Below are 22247 nucleotides of genomic sequence, written 5' to 3' on the forward strand. Positions count from 1 at the left end.
CGATGCCATGCGAACCGACTCTTCTCCCGGCACCCTGCCGGCGCGGGAGCACCTCCCGGCCGGAAACGCCGGTACGCCTGTCCTGGACGTAGTGATCCCCGTCTACAACGAGGAGAAGGACCTCGGCCCATGCGTCGTCAGACTGCATGACCACCTCAAGCGCACCTTCCCGTACGCCTTCCGCATCACCATCGCGGACAACGCGTCCACGGACACCACCCCCCAGGTGGCGCGGAAGCTTGAGGCGGACCTGGCCGAGGTCACGTCGTTCCGGCTGGAGCAGAAGGGCCGCGGCCGGGCGCTGCGGACCGTCTGGTCCGCCTCGGACGCGCCGATCCTCGCCTACATGGACGTGGACCTGTCGACCGACCTGAACGCGCTGCTGCCGCTGGTGGCGCCGCTCATCTCCGGCCACTCCGACCTGGCGATCGGTTCCCGGCTGGCCCGCTCCTCGCGCGTGGTGCGCGGGGCCAAGCGGGAGTTCATCAGCCGCTCGTACAACCTGATCCTGCGCGGCTCGCTGCAGGCCCGCTTCTCGGACGCGCAGTGCGGCTTCAAGGCGATCCGGCGCGATGTCGCGCAGGTGCTGCTGCCGATGGTCGAGGACACCGGCTGGTTCTTCGACACCGAGATGCTGGTGATCGCCGAGCGCGCGGGGCTGCGCATCCACGAGGTGCCCGTCGACTGGGTCGACGACCCGAACTCGACCGTGCACATCGTGAAGACGGCCACCGAGGACCTCAAGGGCGTGTGGCGGGTCGGCAAGGCGCTGGCCACCGGTTCGCTGCCGCTGGACCGGATCACCCGCCCGTTCGGTGACGACCCGCGCGACCGCGACATCCAGGACGTGCCGAAGGGCCTGGCCCGGCAGCTCGTCGGGTTCTGCGTGGTCGGCGGTCTGTCGACCCTCTTCTACCTGGTCCTCTACAGCGCCTTCCGGTCCTTCTCCGGCTCGCAGATCGCCAACGCGCTCGCGCTGCTGGTGTCGGCGGTGGCGAACACCGCGGCCAACCGGCGCCTGACCTTCGGGGTGCGCGGCCGGGGCGGGGCGGTCCGGCACCAGGCGCAGGGCCTGGTCGTCTACGGCATCGGGCTCGCGCTCACCAGTGGCTCTCTCGCCGCCCTGAACGCGGCGAGCAGCGACCCCTCGCACTCCACCGAGCTGGCGGTGCTGGTCGCCGCCAACCTGGCGGCGACCGTCCTGCGCTTCCTGCTGCTGCGCGCCTGGGTCTTCCCGGACCGTGACGGCGAGGGACGGACGGAGTCGACGGTGGTGGCCACGCACAACCCGTCGTCGCCGACCTACACGACCGGCGGATACCAGCAGCAGCCGTACCAGCCGCAGGGCCCGCTCCCGCAGCGCATGCCGCTGCCGCAGCAGCAGCCCTACGCGCAGAGCGGCACCACGACCACTCAGTTCCGCGCCGGCGAAGCCGCGGACGGCACCTGGAGGGACAGCACCATGCAGTTGCAGCCGGTGCGCCCCCACGACACCGACCCGGGGGACCCCCGATGAGCACCGACACCGACCACACGGCCCAGTGGGGCCCGCCCCCCACGGCTCCCCCGCCGCCGCACCACGCGCCGGACGTCCTCGACGTCCCCTCCGCGTCGGTACCGGCACCGGCGCCGGACTCGGGTGAACCCAAGCAGCCCTTCGTCCAGAGACTGTGGCGCGGCCGCCCCGAGGACCCCCGCTGGGCCCGCCCGGCCTTCCTCGGCCTGCTGCTGGCCACCGCGGTGCTCTACTTCTACAACCTGAGCGTCAACGGCTACTCCAACTCCTTCTACTCGGCGGCCGTCCAGGCCGGCACCAAGAGCTGGAAGGCGATGTTCTTCGGCTCGCTGGACGCGGGCAACGCGATCACCGTCGACAAGCCCTCGGCGTTCCTGTGGCCGATGGAGATCGCGGCCCGGATCTTCGGCCTGAACTCCTGGACGATCCTCGGCCCCGAGGTCCTGATGGGTGTGGCCTCGGTCGCGGTCGTCTACGCCTCCGTGCGCCGCCGGTTCAGCCCCGCGGCCGGCCTGATCGCGGGCGCCGTGCTCGCGCTCACCCCCGTCGCGGCGCTGATGTTCCGGTTCAACAACCCGGACGCGATGCTGGCCCTGCTGATGTCGCTGGCCTGCTACTTCGTGGTCCGGGCCGTCGAGGACGGCCGTACCAAGTGGCTGGTGTGGGCGGGCGCGGCGGTCGGTTTCGCCTTCCTCGCCAAGACCCTGCAGGCCTTCCTGATCCTGCCGCCGCTGGCCATCGTCTACGCGGTGGTCGCGCCGGTGAGCGTGAAGAAGCGCTTCGCCCAGCTCGCGCTCTCCACGGTCGCGCTGGTCGTCTCGGCCGGCTGGTGGGTCGCGATCGTCGAACTGTGGCCGGCCTCCTCCCGCCCCTACATCGGCGGTTCGCAGAACAACAGCTTCCTTGAGCTGACCTTCGGCTACAACGGCCTCGGCCGCCTCAGCGGCGACGAGACCGGCAGCGTCGGCGGCGGTGGCGGCGGCACCGGGACCGGCCAGTGGGGCGAGACCGGCTGGGACCGGATGTTCAACTCCGAGATCGGCAGCCAGATCTCCTGGCTGATCCCGGCCGCGCTGATCCTGCTGGTCGCGGGCCTGGTGGCGACGCGCAAGCTCAAGCGGACCTCGGTGACCCGGGCCTCGTTCCTGGTCTGGGGCGGCTCGCTGCTGACGACGATGGTGGTCTTCAGCTACATGGCGGGCATCTTCCACCAGTACTACACGGTCGCCCTCGCCCCCTACATCGCCGCCGTGGTCGGCATGGGCGCGGGCATCCTGTGGGAGAAGCGCGCCGAGCTGTGGGCGTCGATCACCCTCGCCGCCGCCGTGGTCTCGGCCTCGGTCTGGGGCTACGTGCTCCTCAACCGCACCTCCACCTACCTGCCCTGGCTGAAGTACCTGGTCCTGATCGGCGGCCTGGCCGCCGCGCTCGGCCTGGTCTTCGCGGGCCGGATCAGCCGCCAGCTCGCCCTCGGGGCGGCGGCGGTGGGCCTGGTGGCCGCACTGGCGGGCCCGACGGCCTACACCTTCAGCACGATCGGCTCCGCGCACACCGGCTCCATCCCGACGGCCGGTCCGGCGGGCGCGAGCATGATGGGCTTCGGCGGCGGCCGGGGCGGCGGCGGTGGCGGTATGCCCGGTGGCATGGGCGGCGGCACCGGCGGCGGCTTCGGCCAGAACCAGCAGGGCCAGAACGGCACCGGCGGCACCCAGAACCAGCAGAACGGCAACGGCTTCCCGGGCGGCGGCAACAGCACCGGCGGCTTCCCCGGCGGTGGCACGGGCGGCGGCTTCGGCCAGAACCAGCAGGGCCAGAACGGCCAGAGCCAGAACGGCACCGGCGGCACGCAGAACGGGAACGGTTTCCCGGGCGGCGGTCAGACGGGCGAAGGCGGCGGCATGGGCGGCGGCGGTGGCGTCGGCGGCCTGCTGAACGGCGCGACCGTCTCCTCCGAGGCCAAGAAGCTGCTGCAGACGGACGCGTCCAAGTACACCTGGGTCGCCGCGGCCATCGGCGCCCAGAACGCGGCGAGCTACCAGCTCGCCACCGACGACGCGGTCATGGCGATCGGCGGCTTCAACGGCACCGACCCGTCCCCGACGCTGGCCCAGTTCAAGGAGTACGTGGCGGACGGCAAGATCCACTACTTCATCTCCTCGGGCACCGGCGGCGGCATGGGCGGCAGCAGCAGCGGCACGTCCTCGCAGATCAGCTCCTGGGTCGAGAAGAACTTCAAGAAGGTGACGGTGGGTTCGTCCACCTTCTACGACCTCACGCAGAAGGCGAGCAGCAGCTGACGCTCGGCTGACGGACGCGAAGGGCGGTGGCCTCGGCCACCGCCCTTCGTCGTACGCCGTATAATTCATGTTCTACGGTGTACAGCATGACTTCTCAGGGCCACCCCCAGCGCTGGCTGATCCTCGGCGTGATCTGTCTCGCGCAGCTCACCGTGCTGCTCGACAACACCGTCCTGAACGTGGCCATCCCCTCCCTCACCCGGGAACTGCACGCGGCCACCGCCGACATCCAGTGGATGATCAACGCGTACTCGCTCGTCCAGTCCGGTCTGCTGCTCACGGCGGGCAGCGCGGCCGACCGCTACGGCCGCAAGAAGATGCTGATCACCGGCCTGGTCCTGTTCGGCGCGGGTTCGCTGGCCGCGGGCCTGGCCGACTCCACCGGCCAACTGGTCGCGGCGCGGGCCGGCATGGGCGTCGGCGGCGCGCTGCTGCTCACCACCACCCTCGCCGTGGCGATGCAGATCTTCACCCCCGACGAGCAGCCCAAGGCCATCGGCGTCTGGAGCGCCGTCAACGCGCTGGGCTTCGCCGCCGGTCCGCTGATCGGCGGGGTCATGCTCAACCACTTCTGGTGGGGCGCGATCTTCCTGATCAACCTCCCGGTCGTGGCGCTGGCCCTGGCGGCCGTCGTGGTCCTGGTCCCCGAGTCGAAGAACCCCCAGGGCGACCGCCCCGACCTGCTCGGCGCGCTGCTCTCCACGATCGGCATGGCCGCGCTGGTCTTCGCGATCATCTCCGGTCCGGGGCACGGCTGGACGTCGGCACGGGTACTGGCCACGGCGGCGGTGGCGGTGCTGGCGCTGGGCGCGTTCGCGTACTGGGAGAGCCGGATCCCGTTCCCCATGCTCGACCCCCACTTCTTCCGGGACCGCCGCTTCACGGGTGCCGTCGCCGGCGCGGTGCTCATCACCTTCGGCATGGGCGGAGCGCTCTTCCTCCTCACCCAGCACCTGCAACTCGTCCTCGGCTACGGCCCGTTGGAGGCGGGCCTGCGCACGGCACCGCTCGCGCTGTCGGTCGTCGTCCTCAACTTCTCCGGCCTGTCGGCCAAGTGGGCGGCACGCCTCGGCACGCCGGTGGCGATAGCCCTGGGCATGCTGCTGATGTCGCTGGGCCTGGTGTCCATCGCCGTACTGGACTCGACCGGTTACGGCGGCACGCTGCTCGGTCTGCTGCTGATCGGCGCGGGGTGCGCGATCGCCAACCCGGCGATGGCGCACGCCATCATGAGCGCGATCCCTCCGGAGAAGGCGGGGGTGGGCGCCGGGATCAACGGCACGCTGGCCGAGTTCGGCAACGGGCTGGGCGTGGCCGTACTGGGCGCGGTCCTGAGTTCTTCGGTGGCCTCCGGCAAGTCCTTCTCGGCGGGGCTGGGGGCGGGGCAGCTGGTGGGCGCGGTCGCGGTGCTGGCCGGGGGGTTCGTGGCGGCGGGGCTTCTCAGGAAGGCGGAGAAGAATGTCGCCTAGTGGGGTGGGGGTATGTGTCCGTTTCGGGCACAGCCTCGCGCCCCTGACGGGGCGTTGGAGCTTTAGCATCTTGAGAAGTGATCGTTGGGTGAGGAGGGGTCGCGATGGCGCGGGCCAGTGTGTGGCTTGAGGAGAAGGCCCGCAAGAGCGGCCGTACGGGTCAGCCGTCCGGTCTCGACCGGGCCCGTATCACCTCCGCCACCGTCCGGCTCCTCGACTCCGACGGGCTCGACAAGTTCTCCATGCGCCGGCTGGCGGCCGAGCTCAACGTGACGGCCATGTCCGTGTACTGGTACGTCGACACCAAGGACGACCTGCTCGAACTCGCCCTCGACGCGGCCTTCGGCGAACTGTCCCTGCCCGATGCCGCCGTCGGCGACTGGCGCGGGCAACTGCGGTCGCTGGCCACGGAGTACCGGGCCCTGCTGGTCCGCCACCCCTGGCTCTCCCCGCTGGCCGGCCGCTATCTCAACATCGGCCCGCACTCGCTGGCCTTCTCCCGCGTGGTCCAGCAGGTCGTCCGCCGCGCCGGCCTGCCCGCCCACGGCGTGACCGGCGCGATCTCGGCCGTCTTCCAGTTCGTCTACGGCTACGGCACCATCGAGAGCCACTTCGCCGCCCGGGTGGCCGCGGCCGGCATGACCCCCGACGAGTACTTCAACTCCACGATGGACGCCGTGACCGAGGCCCCCGACACCGCGAAGATCATCGAAGAGTCCAGAGACCTCATGGCGGCCCGCGGCGGCGACACCGTCGCCGAGATGCTCGACAGGGACTTCACCTTCGCCCTGGACCTGCTGATCGCTGGAATCGAGGCCATGGTGCAACGCCCCTGAAAGGGGCGCGGGGAACTGCGCGAGCAACCACGGACGACCCGCACTCGCGCACCGAGCCGCACCCCCACCCCACTAGGCGCCCGGCGAAGCCAACCGCGACGGAAACCCGCCCGTGGCCACCGGCCCCCACCGCTCCGGCGTGACCCGGATGATCGACTTCCCCTGCTTCACCATCGCCGCCCGGTACTCGTCCCAGTCGGGGTGCTCCCCGGAGATGTTCCGGAAGTACTCCACCAGCGGCTCCACCGACTCCGGCGAGTCGATCACCTCCGCCCGCCCGTCGACCTGGACCCACGGCCCGTCCCAGTCGTCGCTCAGGACGATCACGCTCACCCGCTCGTCCCGCTTCGCGTTCCGCGTCTTCGCCCGCTCGGGGTACGTGGAGGCCACGATCCGCCCGGAGTCGTCGACCCCGCAGGTCAGCGGCGACCCCTGCGGGCTCCCGTCGGCGCGGCGCGTGAGCAGGATCGCGCGGTGCCGGGGCCGTACGAAGTCCAGCAGCTCGTCGAGGGAGACGGACATGTTCGTCGCGATGTTCGGTGCCATGCCGCCAGCCTAGGGCCGGGCGGCCCGCTCAGCCTGTTCCTGCTGGGCCTACGCTCACGCCTGCGGCAGCGCGTCCCCCTGCACCGCCTGGATCTCCAGCTCGATCTTCAGCGTGGTGCCGATCGCGGCGATGCCCGCCTGGACGACCTGGTTGTAGTTCATCGCGAAGTCCTCGCGGTGCAGCTCGGTCGTCGCGCGGAACGCGGCGCGCGTGCCGCCCCAGGGGTCGGCGCCGGTGCCGAGGTAGGCGAGGTCGAGGTCGACCGGTCGTACCACCCCGTGCAGGGAGAGCTCGCCGTGGACCGTCCAGCGGTCCGAGCCCGCCACGGTCAGGCCGGTGGAGGTGTAGGTGATCTCGGGGTGCACCTCCACGTCCAGGAAGTCGGCGGAGCGCAGGTGGGTGTCGCGCATGCCGTTGCCCGTGTCGATGGAGGCGGCCCGGATGACGGCCTGGACGCGGGACTTGGTGACGTCGTCGGGGGCGATCTCGATCCAGGCGCCGAAGTCCGTGAAACGGCCGCGCACGCTGGAGATGCCCAGGTGCTGCGCGACGGCGCCCACGGTGGAGTGCGCCGGGTCCACCGTCCAGGGCCCCGGCGGGGGCAGCTCCGTACCGCCCTGCCGCGCCAGCGTGACCGTGCCGATCTCGGCGCGGCCGCTCGCGGTGACGATGGCGCTGGAGGCGGCCGGCGCGTAGCCCACGGCCGTGACGATGACGGTGTACGCCCCCGGCGTCAGCGGGTTCGGGTCGCGGACCGCGCCCTCGTCGTCGGCCTCGGCGCGCAGCACCTGCGTGCCGGTCATGTCGGTCACCGTGACGACCCCGTGCGACACGGCCCATCCGTCCCGGGTGCGGATCCTCGCGGTCAGTCCCATCCCGTTTCTCCCTGCGAACACTTGAGTGGCAATGCACTCACACGCTTACAAATTGGTCGTATGGAACCGGCCCGTGGCGAGCGCCTCCTTGTGGGCGCGCCCGCCACGGGCCGGAGTGTGAACTACTCGCCCGGGTGCGCGAGTTCGATGTCGTGGCCGTCCACACCGGCGCCGGCGACGTTCAGGGCCGTGGCGACCGGCGGGTAGCCCGTCGCGATCACGGTGTAGTCCCCGCCGTCCAGGTCGGCGAAGGCGTACGCGCCGTCCACGCCGGTGGTGGCCGTGCCGACCACGTTGCCCGCCGCGTCCACGAGGGTCACGCGGGCGTCGGCCAGCGGACCGTGCGGAGCCCGTACGACGCCCTGCAGCTGGGCGCCGGCGTCCAGGTCGACCTCGATCCGGGTGACCCCGGCGGTGCCGATGTCGACCGGCAGGGCGCGGGGCCGGTACCCGGCCGCGTTCACCGCGACGGTCACCACACCGGGCACCAGATCGCCGAAGACGAACTGGCCCTGCTCACCGGTGACCGAGGTGGCCAGCAGGTCGCCGCGCACATCGGTGACGATCACCATCGCGTCCTTGACCGGCAGCGCGCTGCCCGCGCCCCGCACCACACCGCTCAGCCCGCTGGTGCCGCTGAGCAGGATGTCGTACGACAGCGGGTCCTCGCCCACCAGGACGGTGGAGGCCTGCGGCTGGTAGCCGTCGGCGGAGGCGATCAGCACGTACGAGCCCGCGCCGGGCGCGTCCAGCCGGTACGCGCCGTCGAAGCCCGCGACCGAGCGGCCCAGCTGGCGGCCGGAGAGCGAGATCAGGGTGACCGCGGCCTGCGCGACCGGGGCGCTCTCGGCACCGCGCACGAAGCCGTGCACCGGGGTGGAGCCGGGGCCCGTCGACTGCTCGGGGACGGCGATGGTGGCGACGGCGGCGAGCTGCCGGGTGGCCTCCGTGCCGGTCTCCGTGGCGCTGTTCACGACGGGGGCGGCCCAGCTGGGGACCTGCTCCTCGACGGGAGCGGCGACCGGGGCGGCGACGGCGGCCGGGGCGTGCTCGGCGCTCGCCGTGTTCCCGGCGTTCTCCGTGCCCCCGGTGTTCTCCGCCTCGGCGGCCTGGGCGAGCCCGCCCTTGGTCCTCAGCGGGACCTCCTTGATGAACAGGCTGATCAGGAACGCGAGGGCGGCGAGGCCGGCGGCGATCAGGAAGACGTCGGCGATGGCGTGGCCGTAGGCGCTCTCCATCAGGGTGCGCAGCGGGGCGGGCAGCTTGGCCAGGTCCGGGAGGCTGTCGTCGGACGAGCCGGAACCGGCCAGGGCCACCTGGTACTTGTGCGGGAGGGCGGCGGCGCCCTCGGTCACGTAGTGCGTGATCCGGCGGGCCATCACCGCGCCGAGCGCGGAGACGCCCACAGCGCCGCCGAGGGACCGGAAGAAGGTGACCGTGGAGCTGGCCGAGCCGAGGTCGGCGGGGCTGACCTGGTTCTGCGTGCAGAGCACCAGGTTCTGCATCATCATGCCGATGCCGAGACCCAGCAGCGCCATGAAGATCGACATCTTCCAGTACGCCGTGTCGTAGCGGATGGTCCCGAGCAGGCCGAGGCCCGCCGTCACCAGCACGCCACCGCTGACCAGCCACGCCTTCCAGCGGCCGGTACGGGTGATGAACTGCCCCGAGACGGTGGAGGAGATGAACAGACCGCCGATCATCGGGATCGTCATCACACCGGACATCGTCGGGGACTTGTCACGGGCCAGCTGGAAGTACTGGCTGAAGAACACGGTGCCGGTGAACATCGCGACACCGACGAACAGGGAGGCCAGCGAGGCCAGGGTGATGGTGCGGTTCTTGAAGAGCCGCAGCGGGATGATCGGTTCCTTGGCCTTCGACTCGACGAGCACGAAGATCAGCGCGAGGGCGATCGAACCGCCGATCATCGCGTACGTCTGCCACGAGATCCAGTCGTACTTGTCACCGGCGAAGGTGACCCAGACCAGCAGCAGCGAGACGGCCGCGGCGACGAAGAACGCGCCGGCCCAGTCGACCTTGACGTCCCGCTTCACGACCGGCAGGTGCAGGGTCTTCTGCAGCACGATCAGCGCGATGACGGCGAAGGGGACACCGACGTAGAAGCACCAGCGCCAGCCCAGCCACGAGGTGTCGGTGATGACACCGCCGAGCAGCGGGCCGCCGACGGTCGCGACCGCGAAGGTCGCGCCGAGGTAGCCGGAGTAACGGCCGCGCTCACGCGGCGAGATCATCGCGGCCATGACGATCTGGGCGAGCGCCGACAGACCGCCGACGCCGACGCCCTGCACGACACGGCAGGCGATCAGCATGCCCGCGTTCTGCGACAGACCGGCCGCCGCGGAGCCCAGCACGTAGATGACGAGGGCGATCTGGACGAGCGCCTTCTTGCTGTACAGGTCGGCGAGCTTGCCCCACAGCGGGGTGGTCGCGGTCATGGCCAGCAGTGAGGCGGTCACGACCCAGGTGTACGCGGACTGGCCGCCGCCCAGGTCGGTGATGATGTGCGGCAGGGCGTTGGTGACGATGGTCGACGACAGGATCGCCACGAACATACCGAGCAGCAGCCCGGATATCGCTTCCATGATCTGCCGGTGCGTCATCGGGGCCTGCTCGACGGAGCCTCCCCCGTGCTTGGCATGGGCCCGCACACCGGCTGGTGTGGTTGTTGCCATGGGCTTCCTTCTCTTACGTCTCAAGCGGGTGTACGGGTGGTCGTGGATTCGAGTACGGGGGTGGGGGCGCGGGCGACGGAGCCGGCCGCGGCCGGGACGGCGGCCTGCGCGGTCCCGGACGTCGGGGCCGCGGGCGTGGCCGATGCCGATGCCGATGTCCTGGCGGTGGTGGCGGTGGTGGTGGCCGACCGGGGATGCGGTGCCGTGGCCCGGCAGTCGCCGAAGCTGTCCCGGAGCCGGGTCATCAGCCGGATCAGCTGCTCGACCTCCTCGTCGCTCCAGTCGCTCAGCCGCTCGGTGAGCAGTTCGGTGCTGCGCCGGGACAGGTCCTGGAGGGTGGCCTCGCCCGCGGGGGTGAGGTGCAGGATGCGGGACCGCTTGTCCGCGGGGTCGGGAGACCGGTCGATCCAGCCGCGTTCGGCGACATGCGCCACGTGCCGGCTGGTCACGGACATGTCCACGGCGAGCAGCTCGGCGAGCTTGCTCATGCGCATGGAACCGTGGCGGCCGAGCAGCGTCAGCACGGTCGCGGAACCGGCCGGGCACTCGTGCGGCAGGATCCGCGCGAGGTCTCGTTTCACGGCTCCGACGGCGCTGAGCTGACGCGCCAGCTCCTCGAACTGCGCCTGCTCCGCCATCACACCTCCCGTATTCGTTGCTTGGGGCAACCATAGGACTGTTTGGTTGCTGCAGGCAAACAAACGGGTGGGCTGGGGGGACAAAAACTTGGCAAAGGCAAGTATTGCGAACGTAAACACGCAGGTGGGGCGGCTTGCCTGCGCGGGTGGCCCCCCACTTGGGCCGCACCCCCGGATTCGCTAGTGTCTCTGGCCATGGCTAACACCCAGGGCCCCCAGGGCAACCACGACCCCGCAGGCAGCACTCAGATGTTCCGCGCGTTCGTCGACGAGGCCCCGCAGACCTCCCAGCAGACGACGTCCACCTACTCTTCCTCCTCCGGCCCCCGCGTCGGCCTGATCCTCGGCGTCGTCGCCGCGGTGGTCGTGGTGGCGGCGGTGGCCTGGCTGGCGTTCATGTAGCACGGCGCCCACTACGGCGCGTCCGGGCCGCTGCCCGACGAAGAACCCGGGGTCTCCGCGCCCCGGGCTTTCGTCGTGTCCGCGTGGGCCGGAGGCCGGCTGGGCAGGGCAGGGCGAACCCCCTCCTCACCGGCGCCGCCCATGCCCCGAGCCGTACACCTGTCACGCTCGCCGTGCTGGTGGTCGTGGCCCGCTCAGCTCCAGTCGACCGTCACGACCCGGGTCTCGATGTGCATGCCCAGCGGGACCCGCCAGTCGTCCACGCAGACCGTCCAGGTCGCGTTCTTGCCCGAGTCGGCGGCGATCGGGGCCGGCAGGGTCTTGGTCGTCCTGATCGTCGCCCAGTCGATGCCGAGCAGGTCGATGATGTGCGTGCCGAGGGTGACCGAGCCCGAACGGACCGCGGTGCCACCGGAGTTCCGGAAGGCGACCGTCACCTTTTCGCACCACCTCTTGTCCGTGGCCTCGCGGGTGGGGGCGCTCCAGGTGAGGGCTGCGGGGGACGCGGTGGTGGGTGAAGTGGTGCCGGGTGAAGTGGTGCCGGGACCGGGTGAGTTCGGCGCGGTGGAGTCGCCCGGACGTTGCTGAGTGCTCCCGCGCCGGGAGGAAGGGGAGGCGGAACCGGAAGGCCGGGACGGCGAGCCGGCCGCAGGTCCCGTCGCCGCCGGCCCCTGTGCCGCGGTGGACGTGTCGCCCGTACCGTTGCCCGTGCCCGTTCCGCCGGCTGCCCCGTCCAGCGGGACCAGGGTCACCGAACCCGTCGGCCGGGCCGGCGCCGGTGTCGTACCGCCCGCCGCCCCCACCGCCGTATAGCCGCCGCCACTGCCACCGCCGGCGCCGCACGCCGTGAGTGCCGAGGCCAGGCAGACGGCCGCCGCCGACACCGCCGACGCCGACGTCACGGTGGCCCACCGACCGCCCAGTGCCCTGCTCGGAGTTCCGCTCGGAGTCCTACGGGGAAGCATCGCGCCAGTGTGGCTGACACTCCGTCAGTAAGGAACCCGTAGGACCGGTCCGGTGCGGAACCCGAGGGAGCGGGGACGGTTCAGTCCGAGATCAGGCCCTCGCGGAGCTGGGCCAGGGTGCGGGTCAGCAGGCGGGAGACGTGCATCTGGGAGATGCCGACCTCCTCGCCGATCTGGGACTGGGTCATGTTCGCGAAGAAGCGCAGCATGATGATCCGGCGCTCGCGCGGCGGGAGCTTGGCGAGGAGCGGCTTGAGCGACTCGCGGTACTCGACGCCCTCCAGGGCCGTGTCCTCGTAGCCGAGGCGGTCGGCCAGGGAGCCCTCGCCGCCGTCGTCCTCGGGGGCCGGGGAGTCGAGGGAGGAGGCGGTGTACGCGTTGCCGACGGCGAGGCCGTCGACGACGTCCTCCTCGGAGACGCCGAGCACGGCGGCGAGTTCGGGAACCGTCGGGGAGCGGTCCAGCTTCTGGGACAGCTCGTCGCTGGCCTTGGTGAGGGCCAGGCGCAGCTCCTGGAGGCGGCGCGGGACGCGCACCGACCAGGAGGTGTCCCGGAAGAACCGCTTGATCTCGCCGACCACGGTCGGCATCGCGAACGTCGGGAACTCCACGCCCCGTTCGCAGTCGAAGCGGTCGATCGCCTTGATCAGGCCGATGGTGCCGACCTGGACGATGTCCTCCATCGGCTCGTTGCGGCTGCGGAAGCGGGCCGCCGCGTAGCGCACGAGGGGGAGGTTGAGTTCGATCAGGGTGTCCCGGACGTAGGCACGCTCGGGGCTGTCCTCTTCGAGTGCGGCAAGGCGCAGGAACAGGGAGCGGGACAGGGTGCGGGTGTCGAGGCTCTCCGAGACGGCCGGAACTTCCTGGGCCGGCGGAGCCTCCAGCGCCGGGGCGCCGTCGATCGTGCCATCGATGCTGTCGAGCACGTCGATGGTGTCGAGCTCCTTGGGCGCTGCCTCGCTGGGCGTGGGCGTGAGCACCTTCGAGCTGCCCTGGTCTGCGGACATGCCACCCCCTTTGGGTCGCGGGACGGTCGCGGCGGTGTTCCCTGGGAGGAACCGCGCCTTCACCTGAATACCGGAGCCGGGGCCCCGGCAAACGCGCTTCCGGCAGAATGTCACATGTCGGCAACACGCTGTAGTGACATGTCGACACGTAGGAAGTGAATCCGCCCTGGATGCAGGGGGTCTGACGCTTTTTCGACCCTCAACTGTCGGGAAGTGCGCTGGTGAGCGATTCGCTCGCGCCGGTGATGGCTCGATCCTGTGCGCGGTTACGTTCGTACCAAGTCGCGCGGGGCGGGTCTCGGACCGGTAACGGGCCTTTCGGGCGCGGTGCGGGCGCGGGGGGTCAGGCCTCGATGCGGTTGGCCGAGCGCAGGCGCTGGAAGCTGCGGGCGAGGAGGCGGGAGACGTGCATCTGGGAGACGCCGAGTTCCGCGCTGATCTGGGACTGGGTGAGGTTGCTGTAGTAGCGCAGCAGCAGGATCCGCTGCTCCCGCTCGGGGAGTTGGACCAGGAGGTGGCGGACCAGGTCGCGGTGTTCCACGCCGTCCAGGGCCGGGTCCTCGTAGCCGATACGGTCGAGCAGCCCCGGCAGTCCGTCGCCCTCCTGGGCGGCCTCCAGGGAGGTCGCGTGGTACGACCGGCCGGCCTCGATGCAGGAGAGCACCTCGTCCTCGCTGATCCGCAGCCGCTCGGCGATCTCGGCGGTGGAGGGGGAGCGGCCGAAGGCGGTGGTCAGGTCCTCGGTCGCGCTGTTGACCTGGACCCACAGCTCGTGCAGCCGGCGCGGTACGTGCACGGTGCGGACGTTGTCGCGGAAGTAGCGCTTGATCTCGCCGACGACGGTCGGCATCGCGAAGGTCGGGAACTGCACGCCCCGGTCCGGGTCGAAGCGGTCGATGGCGTTGATGAGCCCGATGGTGCCGACCTGGACGACGTCCTCCATCGGCTCGTTGCGGGAGCGGAAGCGGGCGGCCGCGTAGCGCACGAGCGGGAGGTTCGCCTCGATGAGCGCCGCGCGCACCCGGTTGTGCTCCGGCGTGCCCGGCTTCAGCTCCTTGAGCTGGCCGAAGAGCACCTGGGTCAGCGCCCGGGTGTCGGCTCCCCGCCGCTTCTCGGGGGCCGGCGCGGGGCCCTGGGCGGGCGCTTGGGCGGGCGTTTGGGCGGAGGGCTGGGCCGGGGGCTGAACGGCGGTCTGGGTGGGGGCGGGCGCCTCTTCCTGGGGCGGCGCAGAACTGGCCGACACGGTCAACGCCACCTCTTCATCGGTCAATCATCCGTCAAAAGCGGTCATAGCATCACAAGACATGTGCACTGTGTGCAAGCACCCCATAGCGTCGTGTTGAGTGCGAGTCGGAATGAATGTGGGCAAGTTGAGGCATAAGGCACGCAAAAGCCCCCCGCCGTTCCCGGCGGGGGGCCGTGCTCCGAAGCGGGCGGGGCGCTCAGAACTCGTAGTCGGCGATCACCCACGTGGCGAACTCCCGCCACTGCCCGGCGGCGGCCTGGTGGTCCGGGTGCTCCACGTACCGCTTCAGCGCGTCCGTGTCCTCGACCGCTGAGTTGATCGCGAAGTCGTACGCGATGGGCCGGTCGGTGATGTTCCAGCCGCACTCCCAGGAGCGCAGCTCCTCGATCCGGTCGCCGAGCGCGAAGAAGGCATCGGCGCCCGCGACGACGCGCGGATCGTCGCGTCCGACGCCGTCGTTGAGCTTGAAAAGAACCAGATGGCGGATCATCGATGCTCCTGGTGGGGGGTGCGCTACTTGGCTCCGTTCACGAGCCAGGTCATGAACTGCCCGATGGCCTTGGCCGCGTCCGATATGCCCTCGAAGCCTATCTGGACGTAGTCGGCCGCCTTGGCCGGATCCGTGATGATCACGTACAGCGCGAAGACCACGAGCACATACGTGGCGATCTTCTTGGCATTCACCGCCACCGCGGCCTCCCCTGTGCCCGCCTCAGCCGGCGTGTCTGCGTACCCTGTGCGCTCTCTGCCGGGCGCGAGTGTAGCCCTCACGCCCCCCTCAAGGGCCAACGCCCCGCTGGTCGAAGCCCTTTACCGACCACCGGGGCGCGTTCGGGGGCGCGTGGCCGGATCGGAAGCCCCCGTTTCCGGAGATTGCCGTCGTCCGGAGATCACCCTCGCCCCGGAGAACTCCGTCCTCCCGGATACCGAAACACGAAAAGGGCCCCGTCTTTCGACGGGGCCCTTTCTCGAAGCGGTAGCGGAGGGATTTGAACCCTCGGTGACTTGCGCCACACTCGCTTTCGAGGCGAGCTCCTTCGGCCGCTCGGACACGCTACCGAGGGAGACCTTACAGCACGGGGGGCCGTGCTCTGAAATCGGTATTCGGGGGCTCGGGGGCGGGCCTCAGCGGTCGCGGAAGAAATCCGCGAGGAGGCGGGCGGACTCCTCCGCCAGGACGCCCTCGACGACCTCGGGGCGGTGGTTCAGGCGCCGGTCCCGTACGACGTCCCAGAGCGAGCCGGCGGCTCCGGCCTTGTCGTCGCGGGCGCCGTAGACGACCCGGTCGACCCTGGACTGGACCAGGGCGCCCGCGCACATCGTGCAGGGCTCCAGCGTGACCACGAGGGTGCAGCCGGTGAGCCGCCACTCCCCGAGCGCCGCGGCCGCCCGGCGCAGGGCGAGCACCTCGGCGTGCGCGGTGGGGTCGGCGGTGGCCTCGCGTTCGTTGTGACCGGTCGCGAGGACCGTCGTACCGTCCCGGGACAGTACGACGGCGCCGACGGGGACGTCCCCGCCCCGGACGGCCTGTCCGGCCTCGTCCAGGGCGAGCCGCATCGCGGCCCGCCAGCGGTCGCGTACCGGGTCGGGGGACCCGGATGCCTCGTGGAGGGTCAGCGGACGGTCTCCAGGACGTCCGAGGCGCCCAGGGCCTCGGCGATCTCGCCGAGCGCGTCCTCGTCGAGGGTGAGCAGCTCCTTGGCGCTCACGCCCAGGTCGTCCAGGATCGCGGGGTCGCCGACCGGTCCGGCCGGCACGGCGGAGTTGTCCGGGTCGTCGTCCTCCTCCGTCTCCGGCTCACCGTCCTCGGTGCCGTCGAGGTCGAGGGTGTCCAGGTCGTCGGCTTCGTCCTTGGGCTCCCTTCCGAGCATTTCGTCGGTGAGCAGGAGCTCGCCGTACGAGCTGCGGGCGGCGGCTGCGGCGTTGGAGACGAAGACCCGGGGGTCCTCCTCGCCGTCGACGCGCACGACGCCGAACCAAGCGTCTTCCTGCTCGATGAAGACGAGCACCGTGTCGTCGGCCTCGGAGGCCGATTCCCGGGCCAGGTCGGCCAGGTCCGACAGGGTCTCCACATCGTCGAGCTCTGTGTCGCTCGCTTCCCACCCGTCTTCGGTGCGCGCGAGCAGTGCGGCGAAGTACACCGTGACTCTCCCACTGGTCTTAGGCGTGCCGGTTGGGGGTCCCCCCGGCGGAGGTTCTGGGCGGGGAGAGCTGTGCTCCGAGCCCCACCCACTCGGAATCGTGGCAGAAACAAGGCGTTCAGGGGACGTCTTCGGCTCCCTGTGTCTGGCAGTTTTGATCGCACGTATGCAAAGAGGCGTTCATGTGTCCGCGAACGGACTCACCAGCGCACTCGTTGCCGCCACCTGCGGATCGTACGCGGGTTTTCCCGCAGCCCACGCACGGACTTCCCCATGGCGGACCGCAACGCGCCACAAGCAGTGGATCTTTGCCGAAGGATCAGCTTTACGACTCTTACCGTGTCTTACCGCGTTACCGGCTCTTACCAGCGGAACGTCCGCATACGCAGAGCGTGCCGCAGCCGGGCCGTCCTGGCGCGGCGGGGCTGGACCCGGTCGCGCAGCGCCCGCGCCTCGGCGAGCTCGCGCAGGAACAGCGCCCGGCGGCGGCGCCGCTCGGCGTCCGGCCCGGTCGTCTCAGGCGGCTCTGGCAGTTCGGGCAGCTCCGGCACGGTCCCATCACCCCCGTCCGTCACTCCCACTTTCCCCCGGACGGGGGGTTTGATGCCGGTACGGGCCAGCGCGGGCCAGCGCGAAGGGCGGCCGGGCACGGTTACTGTTGTGGACATGCGTCTCCACGTCGTCGACCACCCTCTGGTCGCCCACAAGCTCACCACGCTGCGCGACCAGCGCACCGACTCCGCGACGTTCCGCCGGCTCGCCGACGAACTGGTCACCCTGCTCGCCTACGAGGCGACCCGGGACGTGCGGACCGAGGCCGTCGACATCCAGACCCCGGTCGCCCGCACGACCGGCGTCAAGCTCGCCCGCCCGCGCCCGCTGGTGGTGCCGATCCTGCGGGCCGGGCTCGGCATGCTGGACGGCATGGTCCGGCTGCTGCCGACCGCCGAGGTGGGCTTCCTGGGCATGATCCGCAACGAGGAGACGCTGCAGGCGTCCACGTACGCCTCGCGGATGCCGGAGGACCTCTCCGGGCGCCAGGTGTACGTCCTCGACCCGATGCTGGCCACGGGCGGCACGCTGGTCGCGGCGATCCGCGAGCTCATCCGGCGCGGCGCGGACGACGTGACGGCGGTGGTCCTGCTGGCCGCGCCGGAGGGCGTCGAGGTCATGGAGCGCGAGCTCGCGGGCACGCCGGTCACGGTCGTGACGGCGGCGGTGGACGACCACCTGAACGAGCACGGGTACATCGTGCCGGGGCTGGGGGACGCGGGCGATCGCCTTTACGGCGCGGCTGAGTAGAAGGCCGGGCGCCATGGCGCCAGGGGTGCGTTCGCGGGTGCGGGTTCGTCGTGGCTGGTCGCGCAGTTCCTCCCCCAGCCTTCGGCCGGGGGTACCCCCAGCGCCCCTTACGAGGGGCGGCGGTGCCCCGCCCTCAGCAGGTCTTCTTCGACGCCTTCGGCTCGGGGTCCGACAGGGCCGTGATCGCCTTGGCGGCTGTCGCCTGGGGTGTCAGGGTCTTGAAGGCGTTGCCGATGATGAGGTCGACGGCGGCGCCCTTGCGGCCCGCCTCGGTGCGCTGGTCGGCGGCCGTCAGCTGGGTGGCCAGCACCGGGAGCGAGGTCTTCAGCGCGGTGGCGGGGCCGAGCAGTATCGCCGTGCCCTTGATCTTCTGGTCGAACCGGGCCGGCGCGTTGCCGACGTCGCCGATCTTGAAGCCGCGCTTCTTCAGCTCGTCCGCGGTGTCCTTGGCCAGGCCCGTGCGGGTCGTGGCGTTGTAGACGTTCACCGTGATCTGGGCCGGCTTCGGCAGCGCCGCCGCCGTCGCCCCGGCCGCGGGACTCGGACTCGCGCTCGCGGTGGCCCGCTTCACGCAGTCGCCCGCCGAACCGGCCGCCGAGGCCGTCCCGCCGCCGCCCGTGAAGACGTCGATGAGCTGCAGGGTGCCCCAGCCGACCAGGCCGAGCGCGGTGACGGAGGCGACCACGGAGAGGGTCAGCCGGGCACGCCGCCGGCGCGGGCGCATGCGAGGGTATTTGTCCCCTGTGATCCGGTACTGGCCGCCCATGCCGGGGGGAGTCAGCATGCTCATGAGCGCAGCGTAGTGCGCCACGGGGGCGTTGACTAATAGATGATCATCCGACGGTGCGCGGTCCAACCCGAAAGGGGCAACCGGCGCGGAACGGCGGGTGGCGACAGGGTGTCCGGGCGGATCCCCGGACGGCTCAGTCGAGTTCGAGCACGCGTGCGTGCAGCACCTGGCGCTGCTGCAGGGCGGCGCGGACCGCGCGGTGCAGCCCGTCCTCCAGGTACAGGTCGCCCTGCCACTTCACGACGTGCGCGAAGAGGTCGCCGTAGAACGTCGAGTCCTCGGCGAGCAGGGTCTCCAGGTCGAGCTGCCCCTTGGTCGTCACGAGCTGATCGAGGCGGACCGGGCGCGGTGCGACGTCCGCCCACTGCCGGGTGCTCTCCCGGCCGTGGTCGGGGTACGGCCGGCCGTTTCCGATGCGCTTGAAGATCACACGGAAAGCCTACCGGTCCTGACGTTCCGGGCGCAGCCATGGCGACCGAGTGCGACGCTGGAAAAGACGTCGTAAAAAGAGACAAAGAGGCAAAACGGGAACCGAGGGTCCGATGATGAGTGCCGGTGGAGCCGGTGACAAGCCCCCTGGAGCGGATGCCGAGGTCGCCGCGATCGCTGCCGGGTACGCCTTCACCGGCCAGGCGCTGGACCTCGGTGCCCTGCTCTGGGACGGGCGGTGCCGTGCCGACGCCCAGGTCCGCATCCCGCTCCCGATGCTCAACCGCCACGGCCTGGTCGCCGGCGCCACCGGCACCGGCAAGACCAAGACGCTCCAGCTGATCGCCGAGCAGCTCTCGGCGCAGGGCGTCCCGGTGTTTCTGGCGGACGTCAAGGGCGACCTGTCCGGCATCGCCCGCCCCGGGCAGGCGGGGGAACGGGTCCGGGGGAGGGCGGGCGAGGTCGGGCAGGAGTGGACGGCGACCGGCTTCCCGGCCGAGTTCCTCGCGCTCGGCGGCCTCGGCCACGGCGTCCCCGTCCGCGCCACGATCACCAGCTTCGGACCGGTGCTGCTGTCGAAGGTCCTCGGGCTCAACCAGACCCAGGAGCAGTCCCTCGGCCTGATCTTCCACTACGCCGACACCAAGGGCCTGGAGCTGATCGACCTCAAGGACCTGCGGGCGGTGGTCGCCTTCCTCACCTCCGACGAGGGCCGGCCCGAGCTGAAGGACATCGGCGGGCTGTCCACGGCCACCGCCGGCGTGATCCTGCGCTCCCTCACCGCCTTCGAGGCGCAGGGCATGGCGGACTTCTTCGGCGAGCCGGAGTTCGACACGGCCGACCTCCTGCGTACGGCGCAGGACGGCCGCGGTGTCGTCTCGGTCCTGGAACTCCCCGCCGTCCAGGACAAGCCGCTCCTCTTCTCCACCTTCCTGATGTGGCTGCTCGCCGACCTCTTCCACGACCTCCCCGAGATCGGCGACGCCGACAAGCCGAAGCTGGTCTTCTTCTTCGACGAGGCGCATCTGCTCTTCGACGACGCGTCGAAGGCGTTCCTCGACTCGATCACGCAGACCGTGCGCCTGATTCGCTCGAAAGGAGTCGGCGTCTTCTTCGTGACGCAGACCCCGAAGGACGTACCGTCGGACGTCCTGGGCCAGCTCGGCAACCGCGTCCAGCACGCGCTCCGGGCCTTCACCCCCGAGGACCAGAAGGCGCTCCGGGCCACCGTGCAGACCTTCCCGAAGTCGTCGTACGACCTCGAAGAGCTGCTCACCGGGCTCGGCACCGGCGAGGCCGTGGTCACCGTGCTCAGCGAGGACGGCGCCCCGACACCGGTCGCGGCGACCCGGCTGCGCGCCCCCGAGTCGCTGATGGGGCCGGTCGACGCGGCGGAACTCGACGCGGCGGTGCGCGCGTCCGCGCTCCACGGGCGTTATGCACAGGCTGTGGACCGCGAGTCGGCGTACGAGCGGCTGCAGCGGACGCGGGCCGCCGCACCGGAGGCCGCAGCCGAGGACCAGAGAGCCGCGAAGGCCGGGAAGGCCGGGAAGTCCGGGAAGGAAGAGCCGTCGTTGGTCGAACAGGTGGTCGGCAGCGGGATGTTCAAGTCCCTCGCCCGGTCGGTGGGCACACAGCTCGGCCGCGAGATCACCCGGTCCCTGTTCGGTACGGCGCGCCGGCGCAGGTGAGCCGGACGACCCCGGCCCACCCCCGCCTCATGGATCAACCGTGCTTCTGGTCCTGGGGCCGCGGCCGCGGCGGCTCCGCCGCCTTCACCTCCGGCTTGGGCGTGCTGCGGACGGCTTCGGCGCGCAACAGGGCGCGCAGGATCGCGTACGGGTCTGAGGACATGACTGTGTTCCTTGCGTAGAGCTGACGGAGGGTGAGCCGACTGGCCTGGGGGAGTGCGGGGCCGGACGGTCGGTCAGCAGCGCAGGACCACGGTGCGCAGGAGGGGCATGGCGTACGGCGGACACGGCGCCGTCGCACGCGGCCGCAGGCCGCGACCGGCCGGCCCGGCGGGCGCCGGGTCGGGGAGCGGCGCGGGGCGCTGGGGTACGTCGGCGCGGTGGACGGCGCGGGCGGGCGGTCGTAGCGGGGTGTGGAGGACGTCGTGCTCGACGGTCTCGGCCGAGACGGCCGGGGCGGCCGCGGTGAGTGCCTCGGCGGCCGTCGGGACGGCGGGCAGCAGCAGGGCGAGCAGCAGTACGAGCGCCCGCGGCCAGGCATGGCCCGGTCGCGGGCCACGCCTGGCCGCGGTGCTGCTGCTCATGACGGTCATCTCCCCGCGCGGCGGCCGGTGTTCATCGCGCCGGGCACGAGATCCGCTCGCTCGGCGTACCGGCGAGGCGCCGGGTTGACGCCGTTCACACGGCCCGCGGGATGTGCTTGGCCCGGCCGCGGATGCCGAACGAGGCGATGATCTCCACGATGCCGACGACGACCAGCCAGATACCGGCGACCAGCGTCAGCACGGCGACCGACTTGAACGGCGAGACGATCAGCACGACGCCGGCGATGAACGTGACGATGCCGAGGAAGATCAGCCATCCCCGGGCGGGCATCGCCGGGTCGTGCACGGCGGCGATGGTCTGGGTGATCCCGCGGATCAGCCAGCCGATCCCGATCCACAGGGCGAGCAGCAGGATCGACTCCAGCGGGCCGCGGAAGCAGAACAGGCCCAGCAGGATCGACAGCGCGCCGCTGATGAAGGCCAGTACGCGCAGCGAGGTCGCCTTGTGGGTGCCGAAGGCGGCCACCAGCTGGAAGACGCCGCTGACGATCAGGTAGATGCCGAAGAGCACACCGGCCGCGAGCAGCGAGGCACCCGGCCAGACGAGCACCAGGACGCCGAGGATCAGCGAGGCGATCCCGGTGAGCAGAACGGTCTGCCACGCGGCCTGCGCGAGGGCGTGCAACGGCCCTTCGAAGGGCGGTTCGGACTCATGCCGGACACCACCGGCGTGCACCTTGCGGTCGTCGTCGGCGGGGCCGGCGCTGGGAGGCTCGGTCATGTCTCCAGCTGAGACCGGCGGGGTCGGCCGTGCCAGCAGGGAGGGGCCGACCGGGTGAGGAGGAGCCCTGGGCC

23 protein-coding genes, 1 tRNA gene and 1 pseudogene are annotated in these 22247 nt (G+C 71.1%); 7 read left to right on the forward strand and 18 right to left on the reverse strand.

The annotated features are described in order from the left end of the window. Window positions 1-7: 7 nt before the first annotated feature. The 4 genes from ACGFZS_RS10770 (at window position 8) to ACGFZS_RS10785 (ending at window position 6118) form a co-directional block, all read left to right on the forward strand. A complete protein-coding gene (locus ACGFZS_RS10770; protein ID WP_393794797.1) occupies window positions 8-1516 on the forward strand; it encodes a glycosyltransferase in 1509 nt (502 codons plus the stop codon). Then, window positions 1513-3813 (forward strand): ArnT family glycosyltransferase, encoded by a 2301-nt coding sequence (locus ACGFZS_RS10775; RefSeq protein WP_393794798.1) that lies wholly within the window; start codon window positions 1513-1515, stop codon window positions 3811-3813. Before ACGFZS_RS10770 ends, ACGFZS_RS10775 begins: the two co-directional genes overlap by 4 nt. A gap of 86 nt (window positions 3814-3899) precedes the next feature. Continuing rightward, window positions 3900-5282, forward strand: a complete 1383-nt coding sequence (locus ACGFZS_RS10780; RefSeq protein ID WP_393794799.1) for an MFS transporter — start codon at window positions 3900-3902, stop codon at window positions 5280-5282. 104 nt (window positions 5283-5386) lie between these two features. Continuing rightward, window positions 5387-6118 (forward strand): TetR/AcrR family transcriptional regulator, encoded by a 732-nt coding sequence (locus ACGFZS_RS10785; protein WP_393794800.1) that lies wholly within the window; start codon window positions 5387-5389, stop codon window positions 6116-6118. 72 nt (window positions 6119-6190) lie between these two features. Here the strand turns inward: ACGFZS_RS10785 and ACGFZS_RS10790 are convergent, their stop codons facing one another. The 4 genes and pseudogenes from ACGFZS_RS10790 to ACGFZS_RS10805 form a co-directional block, all read right to left on the reverse strand. Further along, a complete protein-coding gene (locus tag ACGFZS_RS10790; protein ID WP_393794801.1) occupies window positions 6191-6664 on the reverse strand; it encodes a PPOX class F420-dependent oxidoreductase in 474 nt (157 codons plus the stop codon). A 54-nt stretch (window positions 6665-6718) separates the two neighbouring features. Continuing rightward, on the reverse strand, window positions 6719-7540 hold the full coding sequence (locus ACGFZS_RS10795; RefSeq protein WP_355713585.1) for a YceI family protein: 822 nt from the start codon (window positions 7538-7540) through the stop codon (window positions 6719-6721). Window positions 7541-7662: 122 nt separating this feature from the next. Continuing rightward, a complete protein-coding gene (locus tag ACGFZS_RS10800) occupies window positions 7663-10236 on the reverse strand; it encodes an MFS transporter (protein WP_393794802.1) in 2574 nt (857 codons plus the stop codon). A 155-nt stretch (window positions 10237-10391) separates the two neighbouring features. Continuing rightward, window positions 10392-10874 (reverse strand): annotated as a pseudogene (locus tag ACGFZS_RS10805) (MarR family winged helix-turn-helix transcriptional regulator); the annotation flags it as partial. Between the two features lie 195 nt (window positions 10875-11069). Between ACGFZS_RS10805 and ACGFZS_RS10810 the strand changes: the two are divergent. Continuing rightward, complete coding sequence (locus ACGFZS_RS10810) at window positions 11070-11276, forward strand: hypothetical protein (RefSeq protein WP_355713594.1); 207 nt, start codon at window positions 11070-11072, stop codon at window positions 11274-11276. A gap of 194 nt (window positions 11277-11470) precedes the next feature. Here ACGFZS_RS10810 and ACGFZS_RS10815 read toward each other — a convergent pair whose 3' ends face one another. The 9 genes from ACGFZS_RS10815 to ACGFZS_RS10855 form a co-directional block, all read right to left on the reverse strand. Beyond that, window positions 11471-12178, reverse strand: a complete 708-nt coding sequence (locus tag ACGFZS_RS10815; RefSeq protein WP_393794803.1) for a hypothetical protein — start codon at window positions 12176-12178, stop codon at window positions 11471-11473. A gap of 143 nt (window positions 12179-12321) precedes the next feature. Beyond that, window positions 12322-13248, reverse strand: a complete 927-nt coding sequence (locus ACGFZS_RS10820; protein ID WP_365694650.1) for an RNA polymerase sigma factor SigF — start codon at window positions 13246-13248, stop codon at window positions 12322-12324. 343 nt (window positions 13249-13591) lie between these two features. Beyond that, window positions 13592-14497 carry an RNA polymerase sigma factor SigF gene (locus ACGFZS_RS10825; protein ID WP_355713797.1) on the reverse strand — a complete coding sequence of 302 codons (906 nt, stop codon included), beginning with the start codon at window positions 14495-14497 and terminating at the stop codon, window positions 13592-13594. A gap of 193 nt (window positions 14498-14690) precedes the next feature. Continuing rightward, entirely contained in the window at window positions 14691-14984 is a 294-nt protein-coding gene (locus ACGFZS_RS10830; protein ID WP_393794804.1) for a Dabb family protein, read from the reverse strand. A 23-nt stretch (window positions 14985-15007) separates the two neighbouring features. Continuing rightward, window positions 15008-15184, reverse strand: a complete 177-nt coding sequence (locus tag ACGFZS_RS10835) for a hypothetical protein (protein ID WP_359211878.1) — start codon at window positions 15182-15184, stop codon at window positions 15008-15010. Window positions 15185-15468: 284 nt separating this feature from the next. After that, window positions 15469-15553 (reverse strand) — tRNA-Ser (locus tag ACGFZS_RS10840). Window positions 15554-15619: 66 nt separating this feature from the next. Then, window positions 15620-16051, reverse strand: a complete 432-nt coding sequence (gene tadA / locus ACGFZS_RS10845; RefSeq protein WP_393794805.1) for a tRNA adenosine(34) deaminase TadA — start codon at window positions 16049-16051, stop codon at window positions 15620-15622. A 56-nt stretch (window positions 16052-16107) separates the two neighbouring features. After that, window positions 16108-16635: a hypothetical protein gene (locus ACGFZS_RS10850; RefSeq protein ID WP_355713613.1), complete on the reverse strand. Its 528-nt coding sequence runs from the start codon at window positions 16633-16635 to the stop codon at window positions 16108-16110. A gap of 362 nt (window positions 16636-16997) precedes the next feature. Next, on the reverse strand, window positions 16998-17186 hold the full coding sequence (locus ACGFZS_RS10855) for a hypothetical protein (RefSeq protein WP_393794882.1): 189 nt from the start codon (window positions 17184-17186) through the stop codon (window positions 16998-17000). 115 nt (window positions 17187-17301) lie between these two features. On the opposite strand from ACGFZS_RS10855, the gene upp reads away from it, so the two are divergent. Next, window positions 17302-17937, forward strand: coding sequence for a uracil phosphoribosyltransferase (upp, locus tag ACGFZS_RS10860; protein ID WP_123975854.1), 636 nt, complete (start codon window positions 17302-17304; stop codon window positions 17935-17937). Window positions 17938-18070: 133 nt separating this feature from the next. On the opposite strand, the gene ACGFZS_RS10865 is transcribed toward upp, so the two are convergent. Next, on the reverse strand, window positions 18071-18727 hold the full coding sequence (locus ACGFZS_RS10865; RefSeq protein WP_393794806.1) for a LytR C-terminal domain-containing protein: 657 nt from the start codon (window positions 18725-18727) through the stop codon (window positions 18071-18073). A 133-nt stretch (window positions 18728-18860) separates the two neighbouring features. Then, entirely contained in the window at window positions 18861-19157 is a 297-nt protein-coding gene (locus ACGFZS_RS10870) for a type II toxin-antitoxin system VapB family antitoxin (protein WP_003999914.1), read from the reverse strand. Window positions 19158-19272: 115 nt separating this feature from the next. Here ACGFZS_RS10870 and ACGFZS_RS10875 point away from each other — a divergent pair, with 115 nt between their 5' ends. Further along, window positions 19273-20847, forward strand: a complete 1575-nt coding sequence (locus ACGFZS_RS10875) for a helicase HerA-like domain-containing protein (protein WP_393794807.1) — start codon at window positions 19273-19275, stop codon at window positions 20845-20847. A 34-nt stretch (window positions 20848-20881) separates the two neighbouring features. Here the strand turns inward: ACGFZS_RS10875 and ACGFZS_RS10880 are convergent, their stop codons facing one another. From ACGFZS_RS10880 to ACGFZS_RS10890, 3 genes are all read right to left on the reverse strand, one after another. Continuing rightward, window positions 20882-21010, reverse strand: a complete 129-nt coding sequence (locus ACGFZS_RS10880) for a hypothetical protein (protein WP_359211859.1) — start codon at window positions 21008-21010, stop codon at window positions 20882-20884. 73 nt (window positions 21011-21083) lie between these two features. After that, on the reverse strand, window positions 21084-21431 hold the full coding sequence (locus ACGFZS_RS10885) for a hypothetical protein (RefSeq protein ID WP_393794808.1): 348 nt from the start codon (window positions 21429-21431) through the stop codon (window positions 21084-21086). A gap of 94 nt (window positions 21432-21525) precedes the next feature. Then, the gene (locus ACGFZS_RS10890; protein ID WP_393794809.1) at window positions 21526-22173 is read right to left on the reverse strand and encodes an HdeD family acid-resistance protein; all 648 of its coding nucleotides are present in this window, start codon (window positions 22171-22173) and stop codon (window positions 21526-21528) included. Window positions 22174-22247: the final 74 nt, after the last annotated feature.

The organism is Streptomyces sp. NPDC048288, from assembly GCF_043201555.1.
GTDB lineage: Bacteria > Actinomycetota > Actinomycetes > Streptomycetales > Streptomycetaceae > Streptomyces.